Here is a 26,314-nt window from a genome sequence, read left to right on the forward strand (position 1 = left end):
TCATTTTTTGAGGTTAAGGTTGAAATACCGGCTCCGCTCCCGTGCGAGCCATGTCCATGTAGATCTCCTGCAGACGGCGGGTGAGTGGCCCGGGCTTGCCGTCAGAGACTGTGTGATCCTGAATGCCGATGATCGGCGTCACGAAGCTCGATGCGCTCGTGAGGAATGCTTCCTTGGCGGCCTTTGCCTCATCGACCGTGAACAGGCGCTCCTCGATGCGAAGGTTCTGTTCTTCCGCGATCTTGATGACGGCGCGGCGCGTGCAGCCGGGCAGGATGGCATGCGAGTTGGGCCGCGTTACCAGCACATTGTCAGCCGTGATGATGAATGCCGTCGAGGAGCCGCCTTCGGTGACGAAGCCGTCTTCGACCAGCCAGACCTCGTGGAAACCCTTGCTCTTGGCCTGTTTCTTCGCCAGCACCTGCGCCAGAAGCATGACGGTCTTGATGTCGCGGCGCGCCCAGCGCGTATCCGGCGCAACGTCCACACGCACGCCGTTCTGGACCGATGGCGCATTGGCGAGGTTCTTCGCCTGCGTGAACATGACGAAATTGGGCTTGATGTCATCCGTATAGACGAAATCGCGTTCGGCTTCGCCGCGCGTCACCTGCATATAGACGACTCCTTCGTGCATCTTGTTGCGGACGATGAGTTCGATCTGCGCGGCGCGGATCGCATCCAGCGAGGCAGGCAATGGTATTCCGAGTTCCTTGACGGAACGCTCCAGACGAGCCAGGTGAAGTTCGTTATCGACAAGACGGCCATCGATGACAGCGCTGACTTCGTAAATCCCGTCACCAAAAAGAAAGCCGCGATCGAACACCGACACTTTCGCTTCATTCTCAGCGACGAAAGCGCCGTTCAAATAAATTACCCTGGCCAAAACACGTCCTCGGACATCTGTGTGATTGATTGGTCGGGACGGTAGGAAAAAACTTTTGGAGCCGCCAATGCTATGTTTTGCAATAACTATGCAGAAATTGCATAAGGGGCAGAGGTGGGGAAACAAACGAGAACGGCAGTATGAGAGACGGAAGATCGCCTCTCATACTTCAGGCATCGGCGCGGCCCGCAGCCTTTCAAATCATTGCGCGGGGCGGGAGAGGGGGAGCCCTTTCTTGCCAGCGTAGAAGACCAGAATCGTGGCTCCCTCCTTGCCGGTATAACCCCGGTGAGCAATATCAACCGTTTCCGGCAGCACCTCTCCCGCCTTCAAGGTGCGTTTTTCACCGGTGGATTTTTTCTCCACGGTTAGAACCCCCTCCAAGACGTAGCCAACATTCGGGGCCGGATGTTCATGCCACGCCAGACGTGTGAAAGGTGAAATGGTAATTTTCAAAACAGAGAGCTGAGGCGTACCTTCCGGATAGGACTTGTAAACCGTCCCATCCCACGATTGTTCGGACTCCAGCAGTTTTTCACTCTTCACGCCGGGGGTGTTATTGGCATCCGCATGAGCGGACAAAGGAACGAACAGAGAGAAAGAAGACAAGAAACACAAACTATAAATATATAAACGCATTATCATCCTTCCACGGTGGAAAAATCGTTTCTCGGATCACGTGGTGATATATACATTCGGCATCACTTGCCGCAACACCTATATATTTGACTGGTATTTCAATTTTTACACTACCTATATTCAATTCCCACTATGACAGATCACCTGCATTTGAATTGAATAATCGCCTAAAAATTTCAAATCTATTTACATATATATTTCATGAGAACATCTGCGAAATCGGGTTTCGGCATGGTGAGCCGATGACGTTTTCATTTGCAATTAGTGTAGAAGAAAATAAGCGCTAATTATGATCATACGCATCACCTCCCCTTGAGAAGGCCCGCCCCATGGAACTGAAATGGCTGGAAGACTTCATCGCGCTGGCGGCAACGTCGAGTTTCTCGCGCGCGGCAGATACCCGTCATGTGACGCAATCCGCGTTTTCCCGCCGCATCAAGCAGCTTGAACTCTGGCTGGGCGTTACACTGGTCAACCGGGCGACGTTTCCGGCCGAACTTACCCGCGAGGGACGGACCTTCCTGCCTGTCGCGCAGGAAACCGTTCGCCAGTTCTACAACACGCGCAAGGCGCTGCAGCCGAGCCGCGAGGTTCAAAACCCCGTCCTCACATTTTCAGCGCTGCACACGCTGACGGTCACCTTCTTCCCCCACTGGCTGAAGCAGATCGAGAATGACATTGGCGGCATACGCTCAATGCTCAGTCCGGATCGCGGCGGCTTCGAGGACAACATAGCGACGCTGACGGAAGGGGAGGTACATTTCTTCCTGACCTATGCGCACAGTTCGGTGCCGATCCTCATCGACCGCACGCAATTTCCCTATATCGTGCTTGGCACGGAACGGCTGTTGCCGGTCTCGCGCCCTTCGCCGGCAGGGCCGACGCTCGACCACGCCATTGCCAGCGGAGAAGCGCTGCCATATCTGAGCTATGGCGACTTTTCCTTCTTCGGGGCCGTACTGTCGCAGAAATTTGCATCCGGCAACGCGTTCGAGCGTCAGGTAGTCCACGAGAACACCATGTCGATCGGTCTCAAGGCCATGGCGGTTGCCGACTGGGGCACCGCATGGCTGCCGGAGAGCCTCATCTACGACGAATTGCGGCGAGGCGAGCTCGTACCGGCTTCTGCCGATCCCTACTGGGACGTCACTGTCGAAATCCGCATCTATCGTCATGATGCAGCACTTCCGGCCCATGCAGAAAGCTTCTGGGAATATTTGCAGGCAAAAGATCGGGCAATATCTGAAAAGGGCGATTGACAGCACCCCGCTGTCAGCGCTGTAAAAGGCAACATATCTTCAGCCGGTAGCAGGGGACACATCGCGGCATGAAAGTTACCATTGAACAGACGCTCGATCAGGCAGGTACGGGCGCATTTCAACGCGGTCTTCTGGGCGTGTTCGGTCTGGTCTGGGCCGCCGACGCCATGCAGGTGCTGGCGGTCGGCTTTACCGGCGCATCCATCGCGCGGACATTCGGGCTCACCATCCCGCAGGCCTTGCAGACCGGCACGCTGTTTTTCCTCGGCATGCTGATCGGTGCTGCCGCATTCGGCAGGCTGGCGGACAAATACGGTCGTCGCCGCGTGCTTCTGATTACCGTCGCCTGCGATGCCGTGTTCGGGTTGCTTTCGGCATTTGCGCCAAATTTCGGCATTCTGCTTGCCCTGCGCTTCATGACGGGTGTGGCAGTGGGTGGAACCTTGCCGGTCGATTACGCGATGATGGCGGAATTCCTGCCCGCGAGGAACCGTGGCCGCTGGCTCGTGATGCTGGAAGGCTTCTGGGCGGTCGGCACGGTTATCATTGCGCTTGCGGCCTGGGCGACAAGTCTCGCGGGCGTCGAGGATGCATGGCGCTATATCTTCATCGTCACGGCAGCCCCCGCTCTTATCGGCATCTGGCTGCGCCTCTGGGTGCCGGAATCCCCGATGCATCTTCTCAAGTCGGAACGCCCGGAAGAAGCGAAATCAGTCATGAACCGCGTGCTTCGCCGCAACGGCAAGCCAGAACTGCCGCCGAAAGCCCGCCTCGAAGCGCCGCTCATGGTCACGAATGAAAAGCTGCTCTCGCCCAATCTGCGCCAGCGCACGCTGACGACACTGGCGATCTGGTTTCTCGTTTCGGTTTCCTATTACGGCATTTTCACCTGGATACCGGCAAAGCTCGCCGGTGACGGCTTCGGCTTTGTCCGCGGTTACGGCTTCCTTGTCGTGGTTGCACTGGCGCAATTGCCGGGCTACGCGCTTGCCGCCTATGGCGTCGAGGCGTGGGGACGCAAGAAGACGCTGATTGCCTTCCTGTTCATCAGCGCTGCCGCCTGCGCGCTCTTTACCGTCGCCAACAGTTCCGCAGTCGTGGGTGCGTCCATTCTCATCATGAGCTTTGCGCTGCTTGGCACATGGGGCGCGCTCTATGCCTTCACGCCGGAGCTTTACCCGACCGGATTGCGCGCAAGCGGAATGGGAGCGGCAGGCGCGATGGCTCGCCTTGGCGGCCTGCTTGCACCGTCCGCGCTGGCGCTCGTCATCAGCCAGAGTTTCTATGTGGCAGTAGCACTGTTTGCGGGGCTTCTGGCGCTGGCCGGCATCATCGCCTTCTTCATCGATGTGGAAACGCGGCAGAAGGCGCTGGACTGACGATCAGGCCCGGAAGCCAATCCGGCTTCCGGCTTATTCAGCTATACTGTATTCGCCAGCCACTGCCTTCGGTAGGCGGCATAGGCGTCGTTGCGTGGCTTGAATATCCTGCCATGTTTTTCGGGAACGGTTGCGCCTGCAAGCAATCCGGCGCCAAGCGCGGTGCCGGTCGATCCCGTGACCGCTTCAACATCGCGGCCCGTAAAGTTCGCGAGGGCTTCAAGATAGGTCACGTTTCCAGCAAACGGGCCTTCGACAATGACCGGGCCATCGGCACCCAGCAGCCGAAGACAAGTTTCCGTCATCAGCGCGGCATAGATGCAGGCGGCAACATGGCGCTCCGCATCGCTGGTCGTCTCCGCGTTGATCCAGCGAAGGCTGGAATGCGGGTAGGGGCCGCAGCCGGGAACGGCCGAAGGCTGCGCCATGATCCGCCGCTCCAGCACCCGCGCCACAATATCAGGCAATTCGGCGGCCGGAGGCACGGACAATCCCTCGGTCATGAGGTCGAACTCGCGCCCGCCCATGTAACGCGCAGAAGGCACCGCTCTTCCATAGGCATCGACATTGGCCAGAGTGTCTCGCGCCGGGTCCAGCCCGTCGAGATTGCCGCCAACGGCAAAGCTGACGACCCATGTCCCGGTCGAAACCACCGAAAACGAACCATCGCGATCCATCAGATGCGCCAGCAGCGAGGCGTTAGAATCGTGAATGCCGCAATGAACCGGCACAGACCGGCTCAGGCCGATTTCCTCGGCAATTTCAGGAAGCACATTGCCGAGCGCATCGAAGGCAGAGCGAAGCGGCGGAAATTTCTCGCGAATGTCCAGCCGGTCAACGAGGGGCGAGAAGGCGGATTCCTTCGGCAGCCATAGATCGGTGTGGCACCCGAGCGACGTCACTTCCGTGGCCGCTATGCCGGTCAGGCGCCACGCCCAATATTGGGGATAGGTGAATATGAAATGCACCTGCGCAAAATCGTCTGGAAACGTGGTCTTCAGAAAATGAAGCTGCGCACCAAGGTTGAGGCCGAGCGAAAGCGACGGGGAAAACGTATCCTTGAAATCGGGTTTGATGGCGGCATAGGCGGCACGGATTTCTGCCGGATAGTCGAGTTCATAATCGAGGACAGGCATCGCCAGAGTGCCGTCCGCCGCGACAAGGGCGGCTGATGCGCCGTGCGTCGTGATTGAAATGGCGTCGAAGCCCGGATCTCGGGCAAAAGCTGCAAGACTTTTCAAGAAAAAGCGCCACAGCCCGTCAATGTCATAATGCGGATAGGGACCATCGCGCAGCACAATATTGGGCATGCGGCTGGCCGCAATCTCTTCGCCGCTCGCCGCATCCAGCACAACGACCTTGGCGTTTGTCTTGCCTATATCCAGAATGGCAATGTGTTTCATGGGCGCTTCATGGCATATGAAAGACAGGCTTGAGGTCCACCGAAACCGGCGAATTGTCCGGATTGGTCGCCATGATGTCGGCCATATGCGCCCACCACTTTTTCATCACCGGATGATCGGGCAGGGCGGCCATGCCGTGATTGGCACTGCGCGTCAGCACGCCGAAGAGGGCACTGCTCTCCTCATCGAAATAGATGGCATAGTCCGACACGCCAGCCTTGTGCAAGAGTTCCACCAGTTCCGGCCATATCGCGTCATGGCGGCGGCGATATTCCGCTTCCATGCCGGGGTTCAGCTTCATGCGAAATGCATAGCGTTCACTGGTCATGCAGCGCGCCTCGCCCTGAGCTGCCTGACAAGGATGGGCAGTGAAATGGTGACGATCAGAAGCAGGCCGATGAAGATCGACATGACGATGCCCGGCACATTGAGAAGACCAAGGCCGAAGGTCACGAGGCCCATCACGAAAGCGGCGATCACCACGCCGACGATCGTGCCCGAGCCGCCGAGGATCGACACGCCGCCAAGCACCACCATGGTGACGATTTCCAGTTCCCAGCCCTGCGCGATGGACGGGCGCGTGGAGCCGAGGCGCGAGGTAAGGCAGACCGCAGCAATGCCGCTCATCACCCCGGTCATGAGGAAAAGCACAAACTTGGTTTTCTCGACCGGAATGCCGGAAAAGCGCGACGCAAATTCATTGTTGCCGATGGCATAGATGCGGCGCCCGAAACTGGTCCGGTGCAGGAGCACGCCAAACAGCAGGGCAAAGAGCACAAACAGCGCGAATTCGAACGAGATCACCCAGAACACATAGCCCTGTCCGAAATAGGCAAAACTTTCCGGATAGCCGCCAAAGGCCTGATCGCCGAGCACGATATAGGAAATGCCGCGAAACAGGCTCATCGTGCCGATGGTGACCACGATAGAGGGCAGTTTCAGCCCTGCAACCAGCCCGCCATTGATCGCGCCGCAGACAAGACCCGTGCCGATGCCGATCAGGACGAGGCCGGGAGTGCCGACGCCAGCCTGCGCCGCCGCGCCCATGGCCGTGGAGGCAAGCGCGATGATGGCGGCGACCGAAAGGTCGATCTCACCGGAAATGATCAGAAGCGTCATCGCGAAGGCGATCAATGCCTTTTCGGTAAAGTTGAACGTGGCGTCCGACAGGTTCCAGGCATTGAGGAAATAAGGGCGAGGCGAAGGAATTGGCGATGAAGATCGCAATCGCCACGCCAAGCAGAAGCATTTCCCAGCTTGCGAAGATGCGCGAGAAAGGCGTTCCGAGCCGGTCGGGAATGTGACGGCGCTGTTCGTTATTCATGCCGCAGCCTCCTCATAAGTCTTTGCGGCCTTGTCGCGCAGGATGATGCGTCCGCGCCGCTTTTCCTGCCGCGCATTGAAGATCACGGCCAGAATGATGACGGAACCGGAGATCGCCATCTGCCAGAAGGGCGATATGTCGATGACCGGCAGGGCGTTCTTGATGACGCCGAGGAAAAGCGCGCCCAGCACCGCACCGGCAACCGTACCGATCCCGCCAAGCGTCGAGATGCCGCCGATGACGCAGGCCGCGACGCTGTCGAGTTCGAACCCGGCTGCAACATCCACATAGGCGACGGCATAGCGCGACACCCAGAGATAGCCGCAAAGCCCGGCAAGCGCGCCCGACAGCACAAAGGCGAAGAAGCGCGTGCGCCCCACATCGATGCCGGTATAGACGGCGGCGGTCGGGTTGCCGCCCGAGGCATAAAGCGCGCGCCCGAAGAAGGTCCGCGTCAACAGCACATAGATCAGCGCGACGATCAGGATCGCCGTCCAGCCAAGCAGCGGCAGGCCGAAAACCACCGTGCGTGGCGTGTTGAGAAACGGCGCCGTCATCTGGTGCGCATTGACCCACGCGCCGCCGGAGAGCACGAAGGCCATCCCGCGATAGATGGTAAGCGTACCCAGTGTGACGACAATGGCCGGAATGTTGAGCTTCCAGACGAGAATGCCGTTGATCGCACCCAGAACCGCACCGATGCCAACGGCCAGCACGATGAGAAGCACCAGCGGCAGGCCGGGATAGGTCGCGTTCAGCATCGCGACCGCCATGCCGGTAAAGGCGAGATTGGCGGCGACCGACAGATCGATGGATTTTGTCAGGATCACCGCCATCTGCCCGAGCGCGATGATGATCAGGATCGACGTATCGTTGAAAATATTCGCCAGATTTCCGGCGCTGGCGAAGCCCGGCGCGCGGCTTGCGAACAGCCCCACCATAAGCGCGATGATAACGAGGAGCAGGAGTTCGCGCTGCTTGAGCAACTGTTTCATCGTCTACTCCGTGTTTCCGGTGGCGGCGCGCACCAGCACTTCCGCGTCGAGACTGGCGCGCTCGAACATGCCTTCCATCAGCCCTTCGCGCATCACCATCACCCGGTCCGACATGCCGATGATTTCCGGCAGTTCCGACGAGATCATGATGATGCTCAAGCCTTCTGCCGCCAGTTCGCTGATGAAGGCGTGGACCGCGGCCTTGGAGCCGATGTCGATGCCCTTGGTCGGCTCGTCGAGAATGATGACCTTCGGGCTGGTGGCAAGCCACTTGCCGATGACGACCTTCTGCTGGTTGCCGCCGGATAGGGTTCCGACAGGGACCGAAAGTGCGGCGGCGCGCAGGTCGAAACGCTCGGCATATTTGCGCGCCAGCGCCAGTTCTTCCGCCATGCGCAGAAAGCCGTTGCGTGACGTGCGGGCAAGCGAGGGCAGCGACACATTCTGGAAGATCGGCAATTGCAGCACGGCGCCGTGGCGTCCGCGCTCTTCCGGCACATAGACGATCCCATGCGCCACCGCATCGCCGGGGCGGCGGATGCTGATCTCGCGGTCTTCCAGCACGACACGGCCGCTCGAAGGCCTGGTGATGCCGAAGAGCGACTGCGCGAACTCCGAACGCCCAGCACCGACAAGGCCATAAATACCGAGGATTTCACCCTTGCGCAGCTCAAACGAAATGCCGCGAAATTCGGTCGGATGCGAATAGTTTTCAACCTTCAGCACGGGCTTGCCGATGGCGACATCCTGCTTCGGAAAAGCCTGCTCGACGGAGCGCCCGACCATCATGCGCACGATATCATTCTGCCGCGTATCGGCCAGTGCGCCGTGTCCGACAGCGTGACCGTCGCGGAAAACGGCATAATTGTCGGCGATTTCATAAACTTCATCGAACTTGTGGCTGATGAACAGGATGGCCTTTCCCTGCGCCTTCAGCCGCGCCACGATGCGGAACAGATCGTCCACTTCCTTGCGCGAAAGCGCAGCGGTGGGCTCATCCATGATGACGATGCGTGAATCCACCGACAGCGCACGGGCAATGGCGACCAGATGGCGCTGCGCGATGGACAGTTCCTTCAGCTTGATACGCGCATCGACCGTCGTTTCCAGCGACGACAGCAGCGCCTGTGAGCGCGCATAAACGGCCTTCCAGTTGACAAAGCCCAACCTCGTGCGCGGCGCATGGCCGAGATAGATGTTTTCACCCACCGACAATTCGTCGAAAAGCACGGTTTCCTGATGAATGGCCGTAACGCCGTGATCGGTTGCATCCTGCGCCGTCGCGAAGTGCACCGGCTTGCCGTCGATAAGGATTTCGCCTTCGTCGGGCTGGTAGATACCGGTGAGGATTTTCACGAGCGTGGATTTTCCCGCGCCGTTCTCGCCGATCAGCGCCGTCACCTTGCCGGGATAAAGCGCGATGTTCACGTCATCAAGCGCTCGCACACCCGGAAAGGTCTTGGCGATGCCGCGCATTTCCAGAATGGGCTGGTCCGTGGCGGCAAGCGCCGGCTCTCCGACGGATTGGCCGCCGGATTGGCCCCCGGATTGCCCGTTGGATAGAAAGGCTGCATTCATCGCAGATACCTAAAATCGGGTTTGGAAAGCGACAGGCGGCATTGGGTGCGACACCCAATGCCTCTTTTGTGCGCGCATCTTTTCCGAAAACCGTTTTCCACCTTTCGGGATGCGCTTTTCCGATCAGAAGACCTTGGAGAACTCGTCGATGTTCGACGCGTCATAGACGAACGGATCGCTCATTGCCGCTTCACCGTTATCGCCGATCTTGATCTTGCCCATGCGCCCGGCTTCGATTTCCGAACCCGGCTTGCCATCGGCATCGCCCTTGACGAGGTGATAGGCAATCTGGGTTGCCGAATAGCCGAGGTCGATCGGGTTCCAGATCGCGAATTCCTTGGTCGCGCCCGACTTGATGGCGCCCGCCATTTCGGAGGGAAGGCCAAGGCCCGTCACATAGACTTCGCCGATCTTGCCCGCATCCTTCACGGCCTGCGAGGCGGCGAGGACGCCAACGGTGGTCGGCGCCACGATGACCTTCACATTCGGGTTCGAGGTGAGAAGCCCTTGCGCTTCGCGGTAGCTCTTGTCGGCCAGATCGTCACCGTAAACAGTCGTCACCAGATTGAGGCCGGGAAAGTCTTTCAGCTGCTTCTTCATCTCGCCGATCCAGATATTCTGGTTGGTCGAAGTGGTGGTAGCAGACAGGATCGCGAAATCGCCCTTGCCATCCGGCAGGTGATCGGCGGCGAGCTTGAGGCACATCTTGCCGATCAGTTCGTTCGAGGACGGATTGAGGTGAACGATGCGGCCTTCAGGCGCGACGCCCGAATCCCACGAGATGACCTTGATGCCGCGCTGCGCGGCTTTCTTCAGGGCAGGGACGACCGCATCCGGGTCGTTGGCAGAAATGGCGATGGCGTCAACGCCCTGCGCGATCAGGGAATTGATGACCTCGATCTGGCCTTCCGCCGTCGTCGTGGTCGGGCCGGTATAGATGACCTCTACGCTATCCCCTCCCTTGGCCAGTTCCTTGGCGGCTTCCTGCGCGCCCTTGTTGGCAGCTTCAAAGAAGCCGTTGCCGAGCGACTTTGCGACAAGCGCGATCTTCATGTCGGCGGCCTGCGCGTGGGTAGCCATGAAGGCCACGGCCAGCGCTGTACCCAGTACAAGTTTCTTGAAAAGTTTCATGTCTCATTCCTCCCAGTATAAAGACATATGTTTCGCTTCGTCCGGTTCGGAACCGGAGTGTAGGTCAGGTCCGGCTCAGGCTACCTCGGCGGAACCTCCGCCTTCGTCACCCCTGCCTGCATTTGCGGAAACCTGCGCCACGATGAGCCGGATGCCCGCATTTTCCACCATGCGCCGCGCTTCCTCCGAAATGCCGTCATCGGTAATCAGCGTGCTGACCCGGTCGAGAGGGCAAAGGATGAGGCTGGAACGGCGCGTGAATTTCGTCGAATCGACCATCAGGACAAGTTCGTCCGCCTGGCCCATCAGCTTCTGTTCGCTCTGGATGATCAGCGCATCGGACTCCATCACCCCGAGCGGGCTGATGCCCTGACAGCCCATGAACATGCGCCGTCCGTAGAAATTGCGGATGACGTCGTTGTCAAACGGCGACAGGATAAGGCTCTGGTCGCGATAGATCGCGCCGCCGGGCACGATCACCGTGCTCTTCGACTGACGCAGAAGATGCTCCGCGATGGCAAAGGAATTGGTCAGCACCTGCAAGCGGCGCGGGGCAAGATAATGCACCATCTGGAAAGTCGTGGACCCGCCATTGATGATGATGCTGTCGCCTTCCTCGCAAAGCGCCACGGCCTCGCGGGCGATGGCGCGCTTGCGATCCGCATTTTCCGATTCCGAAACCTTGAAGGGACGTCCGGTCAGGCTGGCGAACTGCGGCGGATGGATTGCCTCGGCCCCGCCGCGCACGCGCTTGATGCGGCCCTGCATATGGAGCGACGCGATATCCCGGCGAAGGGTCGCTTCCGACGCTTCCGTCAGTTCCACCAGATCCTGAATGGTGATCACCGGCTTTTCCTGAACTGCGCTCAGGATGATGCGGTGGCGCTCTCTTTCGTGCATGGCTCCTCCTTTTTCTTGTATCAGGCAAAAAGCCTGCGCATGTCAATCACAAACAATCACAACAGCGCACAATAATCACATTAATGATTGAAGATGATTGTTTGTGATTGACAGCAATTCCTTTCATACGTCATATCTGCCGCTAACATGATCGCTGGCGCATCGGACGGGCACATGGCCCGGACATGCGGATTGCGATCCACCATAACAGCATTGGGAGGATGACATGGTGGCCCAGAGCAGGCTTCTCGAAAACCGGTGGGATGACGCCAGGGCGGCAACGATGGATGAGCCGGGCAAGCTGCTCTATCGCTCCAATCTGCTCGGTTCCGACAAGCGCATCACCAATTACGGCGGCGGGAACACCTCCGCCAAGGTCGAGGAAACCGATCCGCTCACCGGCGGGAAGGTGCAGGTTCTCTGGGTCAAGGGCTCGGGCGGCGATGTCGGCACGATCAAGCTCGACGGTTTCGCCACGCTCTATCAGGACAAGCTCAACGCTTTGAAAGGCATCTATAAAGGCGTCGAGGACGAGGACCGCATGGTCGGCTTCCTGCCGCACTGCACGTTCAATCTCAACCCGCGCGCCGCTTCCATCGACACGCCGCTGCATGGTTTCGTGCCTTTCAAGCATGTGGACCACATGCATCCCGATGCGATCATCGCCATCGCAGCCTCCAAAAACTCCCGTGAACTGACGGCCGAGATTTTCGGTGACGAAATCGGCTGGCTGCCATGGCGCCGCCCCGGTTTTCAGCTCGGCCTCGATCTTGAAGCCTTCGTGAAGGCAAACCCAAACGCCAAGGGTGTTGTCCTTGAAAGCCATGGGCTTTTCACCTGGGCCGACGATGCCCGCACCTGCTACGAAACCACGCTCGCCATCATCAACAAGGCCATCGAATGGCTGGACCGAAAGACGGCAGGCAAGGCTGTTTTCGGTGGCGCTGCCGCGCAAAGCCTGGCCGCTTCCGAGCGCCGCGCCATCGCCGCGCGGCTGATGCCGGAAATTCGCGGGCTGATCGGCAAGGACGAGCGCAAGCTCGGCCATTTTGACGATCAGGATGCGGTGCTGGAATTCGTGAACTCGAATAATCTGCATCCGCTCGCAGCACTTGGCACCTCCTGCCCGGACCATTTCCTGCGGACCAAAATCCGTCCTCTGGTTGTCGATTTCGATCCGGCGAAGCCCGATGTCGATGCCGTGGTTGCCGGACTTGAGGGGGCGCTGGAAGCCTATCGCGCCGATTACAAGCGCTATTACGAAGCGTGCAGGCATGACAATTCACCCAGAATGCGCGACCCAAATCCGGTGATATTCCTCATTCCCGGCGTCGGCATGCTGTCCTTTGCCCGCGACAAGGCGACGGCGCGCATTGCAGGTGAGTTTTATGTCAATGCGATCAATGTGATGCGCGGTGCATCCGGCGTATCGGAATATCAGGGCCTGCCGGAACAGGAAGCCTTCGATATCGAATACTGGCTGCTTGAAGAAGCAAAGCTGCAACGTATGCCGAAGCCAAAGAGCCTTGCGGGCCGCGTTGCATTCATCACCGGCGGCGCTGGCGGCATTGGTTTTGCGACCGCCGAAAGGCTGGCGGGCGAGGGCGCTTGCGTGGTTCTGGCGGATATTGACGCAGGATCGCTCAAAACCGCTCACGACAATCTCGTAAAGCGGTTTGGTGCTGATCAGGTTCGCAGCGTCGAACTGAATGTCACTGACGAGCACGGCGTAGCCAATGCCTTTGTCGAAGCCAGTGTCGAGCTTGGCGGCATCGACATTCTGGTGTCCAATGCCGGTATCGCTTCATCCGCGCCGGTGGAAACCACCGAACTTTCCATGTGGAACCGCAACATCGACATTCTGGCGACCGGCTATTTCCTTGTGTCGCGAGAAGCATTCCGCCTGTTCCGCCGCCAGAAGAACGGTGGCAATGTGGTGTTCGTCGCATCCAAGAACGGGCTTGCTGCATCCCCCAATGCTTCGGCCTATTGCGCTGCAAAGGCTGCGGAAATCCATCTGGCGCGCTGTCTGGCGCTGGAAGGCGCGGATGCGGGCATTCGCGTCAATGTGGTCAACCCGGATGCGGTTCTGCGCGGCTCCAAGATATGGGACGGCGAATGGCGTGAACAGCGCGCGGCGTCTTCCAAAATCGACGTTTCCGAGCTTGAGGAACATTATCGCAAGCGCTCCATGCTGAAGCTGAATGTCTTCCCCGAAGACATTGCGGAGGCGATCTATTTCCTTGCGAGCGACGCCTCGGCCAAGTCGACCGGCAACATCATCAATGTGGACGCCGGAAACCAGCAGAGCTTTCCGCGCTGATCCGGAAAAGGCGCGACAGCCCTTGCTTTCGCGCCTTTTGTCCATGAAATTCAGGACATTCTGGGAGGAACCATGTCCGAGCAACGCATTGCGGCAGATTTCATCGCCGAGCATAATTCCGGTTTTGAAGACGCCTTGAAAAGCGATTATCAGGCACTTGGCGAACAGCTTTTGCGCCGTGGCATCGAGATCGACAGGATCACCGACAAGGTGGCGGCCTATTTCGTCGCCGTGCCTTCATGGGGCACCGGCACGGGCGGCACACGGTTCGGGCGCTTTCCGGGCAGGGGCGAACCGCGCGGCATTTTCGACAAGCTCGACGATTGCGCGGTCATCAACGAGCTATGCCGTGCAACGCCGAATGTTTCCCTGCATATTCCATGGGACAAGGCTGATCCGAAGAAACTCAAAGCCCATGCGCAGGCGCTCGGTCTCGGCTTCGACGCCATGAATTCCAATACGTTTGCCGATGCGGCGGACCAGAAGCTTTCCTATAAATTCGGTTCGTTGACCCATGTCGACCCGGCAGTGCGGGCACAGGCCGTCGAGCACAATATCGAGTGCATCGAAATCGGAAAAGCCATAGGTTCCAAGGCCTTGACAGTCTGGCTCAGTGACGGTTCCAACTTTCCGGGCCAGCAGAATTTCACGCGCGCCTTCGAGCGTTATCTGGCTTCGATGGGCGAAATCTATAAGGCGTTGCCAGACGACTGGCGGCTGTTTTCCGAGCACAAGATGTATGAACCGGCCTTCTATTCGACGGTGGTTCAGGACTGGGGCACCAATTATCTCATCGCCTCGACGCTTGGGCCGAAGGCGCAATGTCTCGTCGATCTTGGCCATCATGCCCCCAACACCAATATCGAAATGATCGTGGCGCGGCTGATCCAGTTCGGAAAGCTCGGCGGATTCCATTTCAACGACAGCAAATATGGTGACGACGACCTCGACGCCGGCTCCATCGATCCCTATCGATTGTTCCTTGTTTTCAATGAGTTGGTGGATGCCGGCTATCGCGGCGTGGCGGATTTCCATCCCGCCCACATGATCGACCAGTCGCATAATGTCACCGATCCGCTGGAAAGCCTCATCTCATCCGCAAGTGAAATCCGCCGCGCCTATGCGCAGGCGCTGCTGGTGGACCGCGAGGCACTGGAAACCTACCAGCGGGAAAACGATGCGCTGATGGCTTCCGATACGCTGAAACGGGCCTACCGGATAGACGTCGAACCGATCCTTGCGGAAGCGCGCCGCCGCACCGGCGGGGCCATCGAACCCATCGCCGCATACAGGGCGAGCGGCTACCGCGACAAGGTTGCCAGGGAGCGCCCGGAGACCAAAAGCGATGGGGGCGCATTCAACTGAAACCCCGTCTGCCACAAAATAGCCACAGAAAGAACGGGCGTTCGCCGCATTTGAGAAGCGTTTTATGACGTTTTTTGTTCAAAAAATCGCGTTTAACGACGGTTAACGCGATTTTCTGAACGTCAGATTGAAGCGAAACGGACCCAGTTTTTCATGCTCGCCGCGCTTCAAGGCAAGTATGCCATGATAGAAGAGGCGCGACGGTCCGCCCCACACAACCACGTCGCCATGGTGCAGGATATATTTCGCGATCGGGTCGGTTCGCTTCAACCCGCCGAACCGGAAAGTCGCGGGCAGGCCGAGCGACACCGAAACAATCGGCTGGTTGAAATCCTGTTCATCCTTGTCCTGATGCAATGAAAGTTTCGCACCCGGTTCATACCGGTTGATGAGGCAGGCATCCGGCACGAAATCGGGATAACCGGCTTCTCCGGCGGCAGTCCGGGCAAGCGTGCGAAACGCTTCCGGCATGGCAGGCCAGGGCAGGCCGGTTTCCGGATCGTCAGTGCTGTAACGGTAGCCGCTCCGGGTCCGTAACCCAGCCGAAATTCCCGCAATTCGTCATCGCAACCGACATGCGATAACCGCCGGGCGTTGTCATATGCCGGAAGGGCGCGGCAGCGGAAACATCCGCCACCGCTTTCAGAACGGCATCCTCGCGGGAAAGCGCAAAGCCGCGCAGAAGCACGGCTCCGGGCGCAAGAACTTCACGCGGTTCGATCTGGTCGAAAAGGTCTCTCATGGGAACTTTCTAGCACAAGAACAGACGACAGCCTCCCGAAACCTGCTTTCAAACTGAAACAACTGCCGGAGCCGTGGAAACGGGGCCGAATCAGAGCGCATGACCGCACTTTCCGGTGCGTTCGCCCCCTGCCGGACCGCAGCTTTTCGCCGGTCAGAAGCCTTCAGGAGAGACTGGCCAAGTCTAAAATCCAATTTTGCTTATATATGTATAGACAACATATAAAAAAGATGGTCCTATGTCGGTGAGACCACAAAAAATTGCTAAACATTAGTGCCGGAACGAGTAGAAGTTCGGCAACAATATTGTTTTGCCAAAGGTCCGCAGGGGAACATGATGCAGGTTTTATCGCTTTTCGACCTCAGCGGGCGTAAAGCGCTGGTTACCGGTGCGAGCCGGGGACTGGGACAGGCCATTGCCGAAGCGCTTGCCTCGGCTGGTGCCGATGTCGCTATTACAGCGCGCAAGTCCGGCGATCTTTCCGAAACGGCATCCCGTATCGCCGCTCATGGGCGCGCCTCGGCAAGTCTTTCGCTCGATGTGCGTGATGTCGCCGGCTGCGCCTCCGCCGTCGCACAGGCAGCGGAAACGCTCGGCGGCCTCGATATCCTCGTCAACAATGCAGGTTATGAAGAAATCCGCCCTTCGCTCGATGTGGATGAGGCGCTCTGGGAGCGTATCGTTTCGACCAATCTCAAGGGCGCGTTCTTCTGCGCGCAGGCCGCTGCCCGCCAGATGACGGAGAACGGCAAGGGCGGTTCGATCATCAATCTCTGCTCGCTGACCTCCTATGTCGGCGTGCCAACCGCCGTGCCTTACGGCGCCTCCAAATCGGGCCTTATGGGCATGACCCACGCGCTTGCGGCTGAATGGGCGCCTTCCGGCATTCGCGTCAACGGGATTGCGCCGGGTTATTTCCGTACCGCCATGACCGATGTGTTTTACGAGAATGACGACTGGCAGAAGGCGATGCTGGCCAAAATTCCGCAGGGGCGTTTCGGCGCGATGGAAGATGTCGCGGGCGCAGTGGTGTTTCTGGCAAGCGCCGCATCGTCCTATGTCACGGGGCAGGTGATACCGATTGACGGAGGCTACCTCGCTTCGATCTGATTTTCCTGAAGTGGAATATCAGCAAGTCGCGAAACACGTCTGAAATAACATCATAAAGCATCTTCCGGTGCTTTGACTGAAATGGGAAACTGCGATGAATACAACCGACACCGGACCTGGCCGTAAAGTTTCAAACGGACCGGCTGCCGTATCGGTCAACAATGTCAGCATGATCTATAACGGCTTCCACGCCGTGCGTGCGGCATCTTTCGATCTCGCCAAGGGCCGCTTTCTGACCATTCTGGGGCCGTCCGGTTCCGGCAAGACCACGCTCCTGCGGCTCATTGCCGGTTTCCAGAAACCGAGCATCGGCGAAATCTTCATCAATGGTGAAGCCGTCAGCGCCGTGCCGCCGCACAAGCGCTCCATCGGCATGGTTTTCCAGAAGCTCGCGCTTTTTCCGCATATGACGGCGGCTGAAAACGTCGCCTTTCCGCTGAAAATGCGCCGTTTCGATGCGCGCTCCATCCCCGAGCGGGTGGAACGCTATCTCGACCTCGTTCGCCTCAACGGCCTCGGCGGGCGGCGTGTGCATGAACTTTCCGGCGGCCAGCAGCAGCGCGTTGCCATCGCACGCGCCCTCGTTTTCGAGCCGGACCTGCTTCTGCTCGACGAACCTCTGGCGGCTCTCGACCGCAAGCTGCGCGAGGAAATGCAGCTTGAATTCCGCCGTATCCAGCGGGAACTCGGCGTCACGACGATCAACGTCACCCACGACCAGCGCGAGGCGCTCGTCGTATCCGACGAGATTATCGTCATGGATGGCGGCGAAATCCAGCAGATGGCTGAGCCGTCCGAAACCTATCGCAACCCATCCAATGCCTTTGTGGCGAACTTCATCGGCGTCACCAATTTCATTTCCGGCAAGGCATCTTCAATCGACGGCAATCTGGTGCGGGTCGATGCGGGAACGGCTCTGGCAGGCACGGCAGGCGAGGGGCGTGGAGGTGTTGCCCACGGCGCGAATGTCTCCTGCGCAATCCGCGCCGAACAAATCCGCATTGGCGGCAGCGCCACAGCGCATGGAGCACTCGATACCGTGCTCGAAGGCATCGTAACCGATGCGATCTTTGAAGGCGAACGCATCGTCTATGAATTGCGAGTTCCTGCCCTGGGAAACGTGTTGATGCGCGTCTTCGACCACGATCCCATCGGCCACAGCCAGTTTGCAGAAGGTGAAACCGTGCATCTTGGCTGGAACGCCCGCGATCTCATCGTCTTTGCCGCATGACTGAAACATTACGGGGAAACTCCACAGGAGAAACAAAATGAACAATCTGAAGAAGCCTTTTCTGACCCTCGACCGCCGCCGCTTCCTGCAAAGCGCGGGCGCTCTTGCCGCCGCAGCCGGCACGACGTCGCTCGGCCTTTCGCGCGCCTTTGCCGAAGAACCGGCAAAGCCGAAGGAACTGATCGTGCGCGCCTGGGGCGGGAGCTGGGTGGATGCGCTGAAAGCTGGCGTGTCCGATCCGTTTACCGCCAAGACCGGCATTTCCATCCGCCACGACCTGACCGAAGACAACGAAATCCAGCCGAAGCTCTGGGCTGCGGTCGCGCAGAAGCGTGTTCCGCCGATCCACGTCAACTGGGATACGACCACCAATGCGACCAAATCGGCATTGCGCGGCGTGACGGAAGACCTTTCGGACCTGTCGAACCTCAAGAACACCACCGATCTTGCCAAGCCGGTTGGTCTCGACGGCTATCCGATCGTCAACACCTATGGCTATGTCTATGTGCTGGCCTATCGTCCGGAAGCCTTCCCGGATGGCCCGCCGAAGTCGTGGCACGCCCTGCTTGATCCGAAGTTCAAGGGCCGCATCGCGCTTTACAACGATGGCATCGGCTTCCACTTCCCGGCGCAGGTTGCCGGTGGCGGCAAGCTGGAAGACATTCCCGGCAATATGCAGCCCGCATGGGATTTCATCGCCAAGGTGAAGCAGCAGCAGCCGCTTCTCGGCGAAGACCCGGATTTCACCACCTGGTTCCAGAAGGGCGAAATCGATCTGGCCTGCACCATTTCCACCAATGCGCGCGAAGCCCAGAAGAACGGCGTCAAGATCGACTGGACCGTCCCGGAAGAGGGCGCGAAGTTCGACACGGACGGTCTGTGGATTCCAAAGGGCCTGCCGGAAAACGAGCTTTACTGGGCCAAGGAATATATCAACTTAGCGCTCACCAAGGATGCGCAGCAGGTCTGGCTCGATGGCCTCGGCCTGCCGGGCGTCGTGCCGGGCCTGACCCCGCCCGCCGATCTGGTGAACGATCCGGCCTATCCGACCAAGGACGAGGATTTCAAACACCTCATCCGCATTTCGGCAAAGGTGCAGGTGGAAAACGAGAGCGAATGGTTCTCGAAGTTCAAGGCCATCATGCAGGGCTGATACGCCCGTTATTGCAGGAGCTGCCTTCAGGGGCGGCTCCCCATTCAGATATTCAGGAATTGAGACATGCGAGCGGCACGCACTGCCTATCCGGTTGTCTGGCGCATCATGGATGCGCTGGAAGCAATCGCAGCCTTTCTGTGGCCTGCGCGGTTCAACCGCGCCGTGCCCTATCTGATGCTGCTTCCGGCGATTGTTCTGGTCGGGCTGCTGGTGCTGGGCCTGATCCAGATCGCGGATACCAGCCTGCGCACGCTCGACACTTCGACATTCCTGATGTCGGATTATTACACGCTCGCCAACTACAAGCGCGCGCTGACGGAAAGCCTCTTTGCAACCGTGGCATGGCGCAGCCTGTTCGGCTCGCTCGTCGTGACCGTGTTCACGCTCGTTCTGGCCTTTCCTTACGCCTATCTCATGGTGCGCACGCCATCGGCTGCCCTGCGCAAATTCCTGCTGATCGCGCTGTTCCTGCCGTTCTTCATCGGGCAGGTGGTGCGCGCCTATGGCTGGCTCATCATTCTCGGCAATCAGGGCATGGTCAACGAGGCGCTTGGCCTTGTCGGCATCGCGCCGATGCGCCTTCTCTATAACTATCCGGCGGTTCTGTTCGGTCTCATTCAATATATGCTGCCATTCGCCGTGCTGATGCTCGCACCCGCGCTCACCGCCATTCCGGAAGAAATGGAAGCGGCTGCAAGCTCGCTTGGCGCGAACTGGCTGCGGGCCTTCGCCCATGTCGTGCTGCCCATGGCGCGTCCGGGCCTGATCGGCGCGGGGCTGGTGGTGATGACGCTTTCGCTTACCGACTTCGCCGTACCAGCCATTCTGGGCGGCGGGTCGCAGGATTTCATCGCCAATGCGATCTATGACCAGTTCTTCCGCACGTCCGATCAGGGACTGGGCGCGACGCTGGCACTGCTTCTGGTCGGCGTCGGCTCCATCCTCGTCGGCATCGTATTCACGTTGTTCGGGGCAGGCACGCTTGCCATGGGGAGGGCGCGCAAATGACCTCGCCGCTGTCGAAATCCATCGTCATATGGACGTTTGTGATCGCCGTTCTGGTGCTGCTTTCCGCACCGACCATCGTGGTGCTCGGCGCTTCCTTCACATCCGGCAACATGATCACCTTTCCGCCGGAAGGGTTTTCGCTGAAATGGTATCAGAAGATCGCCGGAACGAGCGACCTCTGGGATGCATTCCTGCGCTCGCTCTATGTCTCCTTCATCTGCACCATCGTCGCCATTCCGGTCGGAACGCTGGCGGGCATAGCGCTCGCCAAATATGCAGTGCGGTTTGAAAAGACGATCCAGATTTACCTGCTGCTGCCATTCACCATTCCGCTGATTGGCTCCGGTATCGGCCTCATGCTGATCTTCGGTCAGGCGGGCATACTGGGCCAGCTCTGGCCGGTGGGGATTGCCGCCTGCGTCATCAATCTGCCCTTCATGATCTGGGCCGTCACGGCAAGTGCCGCCAATCTCGATGCCGATCTGGAACTTGCCGCCGCCAATTGCGGGGCAGGGCCGATCTCTACATTCTTCTTCGTCACCCTGCCGGTCGTTGTGCCGGGCGTCATCAGCGGCTCGCTTCTGATGTTCATTCTGGCGCTGAACGAATTTCTGGTGAGCCTGCTTCTGGTCGATGCCCGCATCGTCACCCTGCCGGTGCAGATCTACAATTCAATCCGGTCCATCATCACGCCGGACCTTGCGGCCATCTCCGTCGTCTTCATCGCCTGTGCCGCCGCCGCCATATTCCTGCTCGACCGGCTGGTCGGGCTCGACATCTTCCTCAAATCGAAATGACCGGTTGCATCTCCACCGCAACCGGCAAGGAGCCGATCATGTCCGATGTTTCTTTTCACGAACTGGCAAAACTGGACGATGCAGCGCGCGCCGAACTGCTCAAGCGTTCGGAAACCGACCTATCCGGTTTTATCGAGAAGGTGAAGCCGATCATCGAAGCCGTTCGCACGGAAGGCGATGCCGCACTCGTCCGTTTTGCACGCGATCTCGACAAGGCCGAGGTCGACCCGGCCAACATCAAGGCGACCGAAGCCGAGTTCGATGCCGCTTTCGACAAGGTGGAAAAGGACGTGATCGAGGCCATCCAGTTCGGTATCGACAATATCCGCCATTTCCATGAGGAGCAAAAGCCGGAAGCCATGTGGCTGAAGGAAATGCGTCCCGGCGCCTTTGCAGGTGATCGTTTCACGCCGATCCGCTCCGTTGCGCTCTATATTCCGCGCGGCAAGGGAGCCTTTCCGTCCGTCACCATGATGACCGCGGTTCCGGCCGTGGTCGCTGGCGTGCCTGATCTTGCTATCGTCACGCCGCCAACGCCGGATGGTTCCGTCGATGCTGCCACGCTCGTCGCAGCACGCCTTGCCGGTGTGGAAACCGTCTACAAGGTCGGCGGCGCGCAGGCTGTCGCTGCCGTCGCCTATGGCACGGAAACGGTAAAACCGGCGCTCAAGATCGTCGGCCCCGGTAGCCCGTGGGTGGTTGCAGCCAAGCGCCTGCTTGGCGGTGTGATCGATCCCGGCCTGCCTGCCGGACCTTCCGAGGCTGTGATTTTCGCCGATGATACGGTGAAGGGCGGGCTTGCGGCGCTCGACCTTTTGATCGAGGCGGAACATGGCCCGGATTCATCGGCATGGCTCGTCACGCACAGCCGCCGCGTCGCGGAGGAAGCGCTGGCCGCACTGCCGGACCATTGGGCGCGCATGACCGAACAGCGCGTCGGCTTCTCCAGAACCGTGCTCACCGGCAGATATGGCGGCATCGTCCTGACGTCATCCGTGGAAGAGAGCTACAGGTTCATCAACGATTATGCGCCGGAACATCTGGAGCTTCTTTCAACCGATCCGTTCGCGCATCTCGGCCACATCACCGAAGCTGCCGAAATCCTGATGGGACCGCACACGCCGGTCGTCATCGGCAATTTCGGCCTCGGCCCGAACGCCGTGCTGCCGACCAGCCGCTGGGCGCGCACCTATGGCCCGCTCTCTGTAACGGATTTCGTCAAGCGTTCGTCCATCGGCTATGTGACGGCATCCGCCTATCCGGAATTTGCAAAACATGCCCGCACGCTGGCACGTTATGAAGGCTTCTCCTCGCACGAGAACGCCGTGTCGGAAATCCGCAAGGATTACCTCTAAGGCCGGGAGGGGCTGCGATGAAGGCTGTCCGGCTTTATGCGGCAAAGGATTTGCGGGTCGAGACCATCGACCCGCCGGCGCATCCCGAGCCGGGCTGGGTCCGGCTCAAGGTGACGGCTGCGGGCATATGCGGCTCGGACCTGCACAATTTCATGACCGGCCAGTGGATCAGCCGGTCCCCTTCGGTCGCAGGCCATGAATTTGCAGCCATCGTGACCGCAACCGGCGATGGCGTGACCGGCTTCAAACCGGGCGATACGGTGATCGCCGACTCCCGTTACTGGTGCGGCGAATGCCCGTCCTGCAAAAGCGGCAGGCACAATGTCTGCGAAACGCTGGGCTTCATCGGTGAAGTCTGCGACGGCGGCTTTGCCGAGGAGACAGCACTTCCCGCCCGTCTGCTCGTTCATTACGACCCGGCCATCAATCCGGTGGTCGCCGCGATGGGCGAGCCGCTGTCGGTGGCACTGCACGCAATCCGCAGGCAGTGTGTGCCGTCGGGCGAAGCCGTTCTCGTTGTCGGCTGCGGGCCGATCGGCGGGCTTGCAGCGCTGCTGCTCTCACGCCTGCATGACGGTCCGGTGCTGGTCTGCGACCGCAACGACCAGCGCGCCAATCTCGTTTCAAGAGCTACCGGAGCGACCGCAGTGCCTCTCGACAAGGCTGCGATTGAAGCCGCAATCAATGGCCAGCCGATCCGCCATGCGATCGACGCCACCGGCAATATCAATGTCCTCAAGGCAGCGCTCGACGTGCTTTCCGGCGGCGGTTCGCTGGCACTGGTCGGCATATCCCATGGCAGGATAGAACTCGATCCCAACATTCTGGTGGAGCGGGAGACAAGCCTGATCGGCTGCCACGCCTATCAGGACGAACTGCATGAAATCGCTAGGCTTCTGCCCGATCTTGAGGCGCAGCTATTGCAGCTTGTCGACCGGGAAATCCCGCTCGATGAAGTGCCGGACGCCTATGCCCGGCTGATGGCCGGTGAGGCCAACGGCTTGAAAACGATCATACGCCCAGTGATATAACGGCGCCCTTGCAGGCCTGAAACAGCGGCATAATCAAGCCCGCGCCATAGCTATCACATTTATCTGATCCGGGGTTTTTCGCCGGGTGTGTTGACATTTGCCGCTTCTCGTAACATTTATAGTTACATGAAAAGAGACAGCAAACTATCGGGCGTCCTGCACGTCCTTCTCCACATGGCGGAACATAGAGGGCCGGTCACATCGGAGGTTCTTGCCAAGGCCATGACCACCAATCCGGTCGTCGTCAGACGCGTGATGGGCGGGCTGCGCGAGCAGGGCTATGTTCGCTCGGAAAAGGGACATGGTGGCGGCTGGGAAATCGCCTGCGATCTAAACAAGGTGACGCTGCGCGACATTTACGAGGCCATTGGGGAACCGACACTTCTGGCCATGGGAAACCGCGCCGAAAAGCCTGAATGTCTGGTGGAACAGGCGGTCAACGCTTCGCTCGGCAAGGCATTCAGCGACGCCGAAAACCTTCTTCTGGAGCGTTTTGGCGAGGTCACGCTCGCCATGCTGAGCGCGGATTTTCATCAACGCGCGCTGGAACGCGGCGCAAAGTTCGATCTGGAGAGCAGTCATGCGTCATGATGCGATCATTATCGGCGGCAGCTTCGCCGGCCTGTCTGCGGCAACCTATCTGGCGCGCGGCAGGCGAACGGTCCGCGTGATCGACGCCGGAAAACCGCGCAACCGTTTTGCCGAACATTCGCACGGCTTCCTTGCGCAGGACGGCAGCAACCCGCTTTCCATGCTGGAAACCGCGAAAGCGCAGGTCGAAGCCTATCCGACCGTGATTTTCACGCGAGGAAAGGCCGTTTCCGGCAGCGGCGAAATCGACAATTTCAGGATCGAACTCGATGGTGGCGAGATCGTCGAGGGGCGGCGACTGATCCTTGCCTTCGGCATATCGGACGAACTGCCGGATATTCCCGGCCTTGCGGAGCGATGGGGCAATACGGTCATTCATTGTCCCTATTGCCACGGCTATGAATTCAGCGACCGGCAACTTGGCGTCCTCAATCTGTCGCCCATGTCGGTGCATCAGGCCATGCTGATTTCCGAATGGGGACCAACGACCTTCTTCATCGACAAGGGAATGGAGCCGGATGCCGAGACATTCGCAGAACTGCAACGGCGCGGCGTGAAGATCGAACGCAGCCCGGTCCGTGCGCTCTGCGGGCAGGGGAAAGAACTTTCGCAAGTCGAGCTTGACGACGGGCGACTGGTGCCCGTCGACGCGCTTTACATCGGCCCCCGCAATCGCCTGAACAGCGAGATTGCCGGCATATTCGGCTGCGCAATGGATGAACTGCCGCTCGGCAGAACGATACGGACGGACGGTCTGAAGACGACCACGGTGCCGGGCATTTTTGCAGCAGGCGACATTACGCGCGGTGCGCACAGCGTTGCGTGGTCGGTTGCCGACGGGGTGACGGCGGGAACAGCGGCGCATCGATCCTTGGTGTTCTAGAGCATTTCCAGCAAAAGTGCGAAGCGTCTACGCGGGGAAATCAGTTCACTGGACTGATTTCTTATCCCGCTTCGATGCGGTGGATAATGCGACAGACAAATACTTAGAGCGGTTCCGACGATTCCGTTTTAACCGGAACCGCTCCAGGCTCCCAATTTGTTGCATTCCGGCTACATTGGCGCTCCCGTCTGCAGCCCTCATATATCAGCCTCTTGCTTATGGGCTCCAGTCCTGCAAATTCAGCGTTCGTGGTCCATCCCGCTACGGGATTCCTGGACCGGATCGGGGAATCCATGAATACCGGGTCAGTCAGTTCAAGACCGCTTGCAGGCATTGCCCTTGCTTGCGGCGGCTACGCTTGTTTTGCCCTTCAGGATGCAATGGTGAAATGGCTCGTCGCGACCTATCAGGTGCCGCAGATCTTGTTCATGCGCAGCCTGGTGATCGTGCTCATCACGGGCGTGCTGATCCGCTATCACCGCCATCCGTCGATTTTCAAAAGCCCTTATCGCAACACCATCGTGCTCCGCGCGGGCCTGATGCTCGGCGCGTGGTTGCTGTTCTACAATGCGGCTCGCCATCTCGAGCTTGCAGAACTGACCACGCTCTATTTCTCCGCGCCGATCATGGTCATGTTCCTGTCGATCCTCGTGCTGAAAGAGAAGATCGGGCCGGGGCGGTGGATCGCCTGCGCCATCGGTTTCATCGGCGTGACCGTGGCTGCGAACCCGACCCATTCGCCCAATCTCATTCCCGCCGCCATGTGCATCGTTGCAGGCTTCTGCTGGGCATGGAGCACGATCCTGATCCGGCTTGTCAGCCGCAGCGAAACCACGATGACGCAGATGTATGCGACCAGCCTGCTGTTCGGTCTGGCCTGCGCGCTTTCCTTTCCATGGACCTGGCAGGAGCCCGACCTTTCCGGCTGGGTGCTGATGATCTGTCTCGGGCTGGTGTCCACGCTCGGCCAGTTCCTTCTTTACGAAGGGTTTCGCCACGCACCAGCCTCCGCGCTGGCGCCGGTGGAATATAGCGGACTGATCTGGGCCTTTATCTATGGCTATCTGATCTGGGCGGAAGTTCCGGCAACAAATGTCTTTGCCGGTGCATTCCTGATCGTGCTGGCGAGCCTGCTGCTTATCGCCTGGGAACAGCGTCAGGCGAATTTGCGCAAGCGCCGCGCTCCCTGTTGAGAGCCGGCTGCCAAACACGCCCCGTGCGGCTGCATCAC

22 protein-coding genes and 2 pseudogenes are annotated in these 26,314 nt (G+C 59.3%); 14 read left to right on the forward strand and 10 right to left on the reverse strand.

Annotated features, from left to right (window positions below; translation table 11 throughout):
• Window positions 1–13: 13 nt before the first annotated feature.
• Complete coding sequence (locus tag OINT_RS15555; RefSeq protein ID WP_006471014.1) at window positions 14–883, reverse strand: D-amino-acid transaminase; 870 nt, start codon at window positions 881–883, stop codon at window positions 14–16.
• A gap of 201 nt (window positions 884–1,084) precedes the next feature.
• Window positions 1,085–1,522, reverse strand: coding sequence for a cupin domain-containing protein (locus tag OINT_RS15560; protein WP_006471015.1), 438 nt, complete (start codon window positions 1,520–1,522; stop codon window positions 1,085–1,087).
• Between the two features lie 329 nt (window positions 1,523–1,851).
• Between OINT_RS15560 and OINT_RS15565 the strand changes: the two genes are divergently transcribed.
• Both OINT_RS15565 and OINT_RS15570 read left to right on the forward strand, forming a co-directional pair.
• Entirely contained in the window at window positions 1,852–2,781 is a 930-nt protein-coding gene (locus OINT_RS15565) for a LysR family transcriptional regulator (RefSeq protein ID WP_006468836.1), read from the forward strand.
• A gap of 68 nt (window positions 2,782–2,849) precedes the next feature.
• A complete protein-coding gene (locus OINT_RS15570; protein ID WP_006468837.1) occupies window positions 2,850–4,160 on the forward strand; it encodes an MFS transporter in 1,311 nt (436 codons plus the stop codon).
• Between the two features lie 41 nt (window positions 4,161–4,201).
• Here OINT_RS15570 and OINT_RS15575 read toward each other — a convergent pair whose 3' ends face one another.
• From OINT_RS15575 to OINT_RS15605, 7 genes and pseudogenes are all read right to left on the reverse strand, one after another.
• Entirely contained in the window at window positions 4,202–5,563 is a 1,362-nt protein-coding gene (locus tag OINT_RS15575; RefSeq protein WP_006468838.1) for an FGGY-family carbohydrate kinase, read from the reverse strand.
• A 7-nt stretch (window positions 5,564–5,570) separates the two neighbouring features.
• Window positions 5,571–5,891, reverse strand: coding sequence for an L-rhamnose mutarotase (gene rhaM, locus OINT_RS15580; RefSeq protein ID WP_006468839.1), 321 nt, complete (start codon window positions 5,889–5,891; stop codon window positions 5,571–5,573).
• Window positions 5,888–6,887, reverse strand: a pseudogene (locus OINT_RS15585) (ABC transporter permease). The gene rhaM and the pseudogene OINT_RS15585 overlap by 4 nt, the downstream one beginning before the upstream one ends.
• Window positions 6,884–7,882, reverse strand: coding sequence for an ABC transporter permease (locus OINT_RS15590; protein ID WP_006468840.1), 999 nt, complete (start codon window positions 7,880–7,882; stop codon window positions 6,884–6,886). Before OINT_RS15590 ends, OINT_RS15585 begins: the two are co-directional and overlap by 4 nt.
• 3 nt (window positions 7,883–7,885) lie before the next feature.
• Window positions 7,886–9,358, reverse strand: a complete 1,473-nt coding sequence (locus tag OINT_RS15595) for a sugar ABC transporter ATP-binding protein (RefSeq protein WP_230350341.1) — start codon at window positions 9,356–9,358, stop codon at window positions 7,886–7,888.
• Between the two features lie 225 nt (window positions 9,359–9,583).
• Window positions 9,584–10,591 carry a rhamnose ABC transporter substrate-binding protein gene (gene rhaS / locus OINT_RS15600; RefSeq protein WP_006468842.1) on the reverse strand — a complete coding sequence of 336 codons (1,008 nt, stop codon included), beginning with the start codon at window positions 10,589–10,591 and terminating at the stop codon, window positions 9,584–9,586.
• 75 nt (window positions 10,592–10,666) lie between these two features.
• Entirely contained in the window at window positions 10,667–11,491 is an 825-nt protein-coding gene (locus OINT_RS15605) for a DeoR/GlpR family DNA-binding transcription regulator (protein ID WP_006468843.1), read from the reverse strand.
• A 226-nt stretch (window positions 11,492–11,717) separates the two neighbouring features.
• On the opposite strand from OINT_RS15605, the gene OINT_RS15610 reads away from it, so the two are divergent.
• Window positions 11,718–13,814 carry a bifunctional rhamnulose-1-phosphate aldolase/short-chain dehydrogenase gene (locus tag OINT_RS15610; protein WP_006468844.1) on the forward strand — a complete coding sequence of 699 codons (2,097 nt, stop codon included), beginning with the start codon at window positions 11,718–11,720 and terminating at the stop codon, window positions 13,812–13,814.
• A 72-nt stretch (window positions 13,815–13,886) separates the two neighbouring features.
• Window positions 13,887–15,179 (forward strand): L-rhamnose catabolism isomerase, encoded by a 1,293-nt coding sequence (gene rhaI, locus OINT_RS15615; RefSeq protein WP_006468845.1) that lies wholly within the window; start codon window positions 13,887–13,889, stop codon window positions 15,177–15,179.
• A gap of 102 nt (window positions 15,180–15,281) precedes the next feature.
• Here rhaI and alkB read toward each other — a convergent pair.
• Window positions 15,282–15,921 (reverse strand): annotated as a pseudogene (gene alkB / locus OINT_RS15620) (DNA oxidative demethylase AlkB).
• Between the two features lie 336 nt (window positions 15,922–16,257).
• Between alkB and OINT_RS15625 the strand changes: the two are divergent.
• The 10 genes from OINT_RS15625 (at window position 16,258) to OINT_RS15670 (ending at window position 26,276) form a co-directional block, all read left to right on the forward strand.
• The gene (locus tag OINT_RS15625) at window positions 16,258–17,031 is read left to right on the forward strand and encodes an SDR family NAD(P)-dependent oxidoreductase (protein WP_006471018.1); all 774 of its coding nucleotides are present in this window, start codon (window positions 16,258–16,260) and stop codon (window positions 17,029–17,031) included.
• Between the two features lie 94 nt (window positions 17,032–17,125).
• Complete coding sequence (locus OINT_RS15630; protein ID WP_006468847.1) at window positions 17,126–18,262, forward strand: ABC transporter ATP-binding protein; 1,137 nt, start codon at window positions 17,126–17,128, stop codon at window positions 18,260–18,262.
• 37 nt (window positions 18,263–18,299) lie between these two features.
• The gene (locus tag OINT_RS15635; RefSeq protein WP_006468848.1) at window positions 18,300–19,415 is read left to right on the forward strand and encodes an ABC transporter substrate-binding protein; all 1,116 of its coding nucleotides are present in this window, start codon (window positions 18,300–18,302) and stop codon (window positions 19,413–19,415) included.
• A gap of 66 nt (window positions 19,416–19,481) precedes the next feature.
• Window positions 19,482–20,426 carry an ABC transporter permease gene (locus OINT_RS15640; RefSeq protein ID WP_006468849.1) on the forward strand — a complete coding sequence of 315 codons (945 nt, stop codon included), beginning with the start codon at window positions 19,482–19,484 and terminating at the stop codon, window positions 20,424–20,426.
• On the forward strand, window positions 20,423–21,223 hold the full coding sequence (locus tag OINT_RS15645) for an ABC transporter permease (RefSeq protein ID WP_006468850.1): 801 nt from the start codon (window positions 20,423–20,425) through the stop codon (window positions 21,221–21,223). Before OINT_RS15640 ends, OINT_RS15645 begins: the two co-directional genes overlap by 4 nt.
• 38 nt (window positions 21,224–21,261) lie before the next feature.
• Entirely contained in the window at window positions 21,262–22,578 is a 1,317-nt protein-coding gene (hisD, locus tag OINT_RS15650) for a histidinol dehydrogenase (RefSeq protein WP_006471019.1), read from the forward strand.
• Window positions 22,579–22,595: 17 nt separating this feature from the next.
• The gene (locus tag OINT_RS15655; RefSeq protein ID WP_006468852.1) at window positions 22,596–23,609 is read left to right on the forward strand and encodes a zinc-dependent alcohol dehydrogenase; all 1,014 of its coding nucleotides are present in this window, start codon (window positions 22,596–22,598) and stop codon (window positions 23,607–23,609) included.
• 126 nt (window positions 23,610–23,735) lie between these two features.
• Entirely contained in the window at window positions 23,736–24,200 is a 465-nt protein-coding gene (locus tag OINT_RS15660) for an Rrf2 family transcriptional regulator (RefSeq protein WP_031352879.1), read from the forward strand.
• Entirely contained in the window at window positions 24,190–25,083 is an 894-nt protein-coding gene (locus OINT_RS15665) for an NAD(P)/FAD-dependent oxidoreductase (protein ID WP_006468854.1), read from the forward strand. The genes OINT_RS15660 and OINT_RS15665 overlap by 11 nt, the downstream gene beginning before the upstream one ends.
• Before the next feature lie 293 nt (window positions 25,084–25,376).
• The gene (locus OINT_RS15670; protein WP_006471021.1) at window positions 25,377–26,276 is read left to right on the forward strand and encodes a DMT family transporter; all 900 of its coding nucleotides are present in this window, start codon (window positions 25,377–25,379) and stop codon (window positions 26,274–26,276) included.
• Window positions 26,277–26,314 lie beyond the last annotated feature (38 nt).

It is taken from the genome of Brucella intermedia LMG 3301 (genome assembly GCF_000182645.1).
Classification (GTDB): Bacteria; Pseudomonadota; Alphaproteobacteria; order Rhizobiales; family Rhizobiaceae; genus Brucella; species Brucella intermedia.

What these genes read in the sequence shown, in the direction of transcription:
- OINT_RS15560 (WP_006471015.1), bottom strand. Translation starts at nt 1,522, where the DNA reads ATGCGTTTATATATTTATAGTTTGTGTTTCTTGTCTTCTTTCTCTCTG.
- OINT_RS15565 (WP_006468836.1), top strand. Translation starts at nt 1,852, where the DNA reads ATGGAACTGAAATGGCTGGAAGACTTCATCGCGCTGGCGGCAACGTCG.
- OINT_RS15570 (WP_006468837.1), top strand. Translation starts at nt 2,850, where the DNA reads ATGAAAGTTACCATTGAACAGACGCTCGATCAGGCAGGTACGGGCGCA.
- OINT_RS15575 (WP_006468838.1), bottom strand. Translation starts at nt 5,563, where the DNA reads ATGAAACACATTGCCATTCTGGATATAGGCAAGACAAACGCCAAGGTC.
- rhaM (WP_006468839.1), bottom strand. Translation starts at nt 5,891, where the DNA reads ATGACCAGTGAACGCTATGCATTTCGCATGAAGCTGAACCCCGGCATG.
- OINT_RS15590 (WP_006468840.1), bottom strand. Translation starts at nt 7,882, where the DNA reads ATGAAACAGTTGCTCAAGCAGCGCGAACTCCTGCTCCTCGTTATCATC.
- OINT_RS15595 (WP_230350341.1), bottom strand. Translation starts at nt 9,358, where the DNA reads ATGCGCGGCATCGCCAAGACCTTTCCGGGTGTGCGAGCGCTTGATGAC.
- rhaS (WP_006468842.1), bottom strand. Translation starts at nt 10,591, where the DNA reads ATGAAACTTTTCAAGAAACTTGTACTGGGTACAGCGCTGGCCGTGGCC.
- OINT_RS15605 (WP_006468843.1), bottom strand. Translation starts at nt 11,491, where the DNA reads ATGCACGAAAGAGAGCGCCACCGCATCATCCTGAGCGCAGTTCAGGAA.
- OINT_RS15610 (WP_006468844.1), top strand. Translation starts at nt 11,718, where the DNA reads ATGGTGGCCCAGAGCAGGCTTCTCGAAAACCGGTGGGATGACGCCAGG.
- rhaI (WP_006468845.1), top strand. Translation starts at nt 13,887, where the DNA reads ATGTCCGAGCAACGCATTGCGGCAGATTTCATCGCCGAGCATAATTCC.
- OINT_RS15625 (WP_006471018.1), top strand. Translation starts at nt 16,258, where the DNA reads ATGCAGGTTTTATCGCTTTTCGACCTCAGCGGGCGTAAAGCGCTGGTT.
- OINT_RS15630 (WP_006468847.1), top strand. Translation starts at nt 17,126, where the DNA reads ATGAATACAACCGACACCGGACCTGGCCGTAAAGTTTCAAACGGACCG.
- OINT_RS15635 (WP_006468848.1), top strand. Translation starts at nt 18,300, where the DNA reads ATGAACAATCTGAAGAAGCCTTTTCTGACCCTCGACCGCCGCCGCTTC.
- OINT_RS15640 (WP_006468849.1), top strand. Translation starts at nt 19,482, where the DNA reads ATGCGAGCGGCACGCACTGCCTATCCGGTTGTCTGGCGCATCATGGAT.
- OINT_RS15645 (WP_006468850.1), top strand. Translation starts at nt 20,423, where the DNA reads ATGACCTCGCCGCTGTCGAAATCCATCGTCATATGGACGTTTGTGATC.
- hisD (WP_006471019.1), top strand. Translation starts at nt 21,262, where the DNA reads ATGTCCGATGTTTCTTTTCACGAACTGGCAAAACTGGACGATGCAGCG.
- OINT_RS15655 (WP_006468852.1), top strand. Translation starts at nt 22,596, where the DNA reads ATGAAGGCTGTCCGGCTTTATGCGGCAAAGGATTTGCGGGTCGAGACC.
- OINT_RS15660 (WP_031352879.1), top strand. Translation starts at nt 23,736, where the DNA reads ATGAAAAGAGACAGCAAACTATCGGGCGTCCTGCACGTCCTTCTCCAC.
- OINT_RS15665 (WP_006468854.1), top strand. Translation starts at nt 24,190, where the DNA reads ATGCGTCATGATGCGATCATTATCGGCGGCAGCTTCGCCGGCCTGTCT.
- OINT_RS15670 (WP_006471021.1), top strand. Translation starts at nt 25,377, where the DNA reads ATGAATACCGGGTCAGTCAGTTCAAGACCGCTTGCAGGCATTGCCCTT.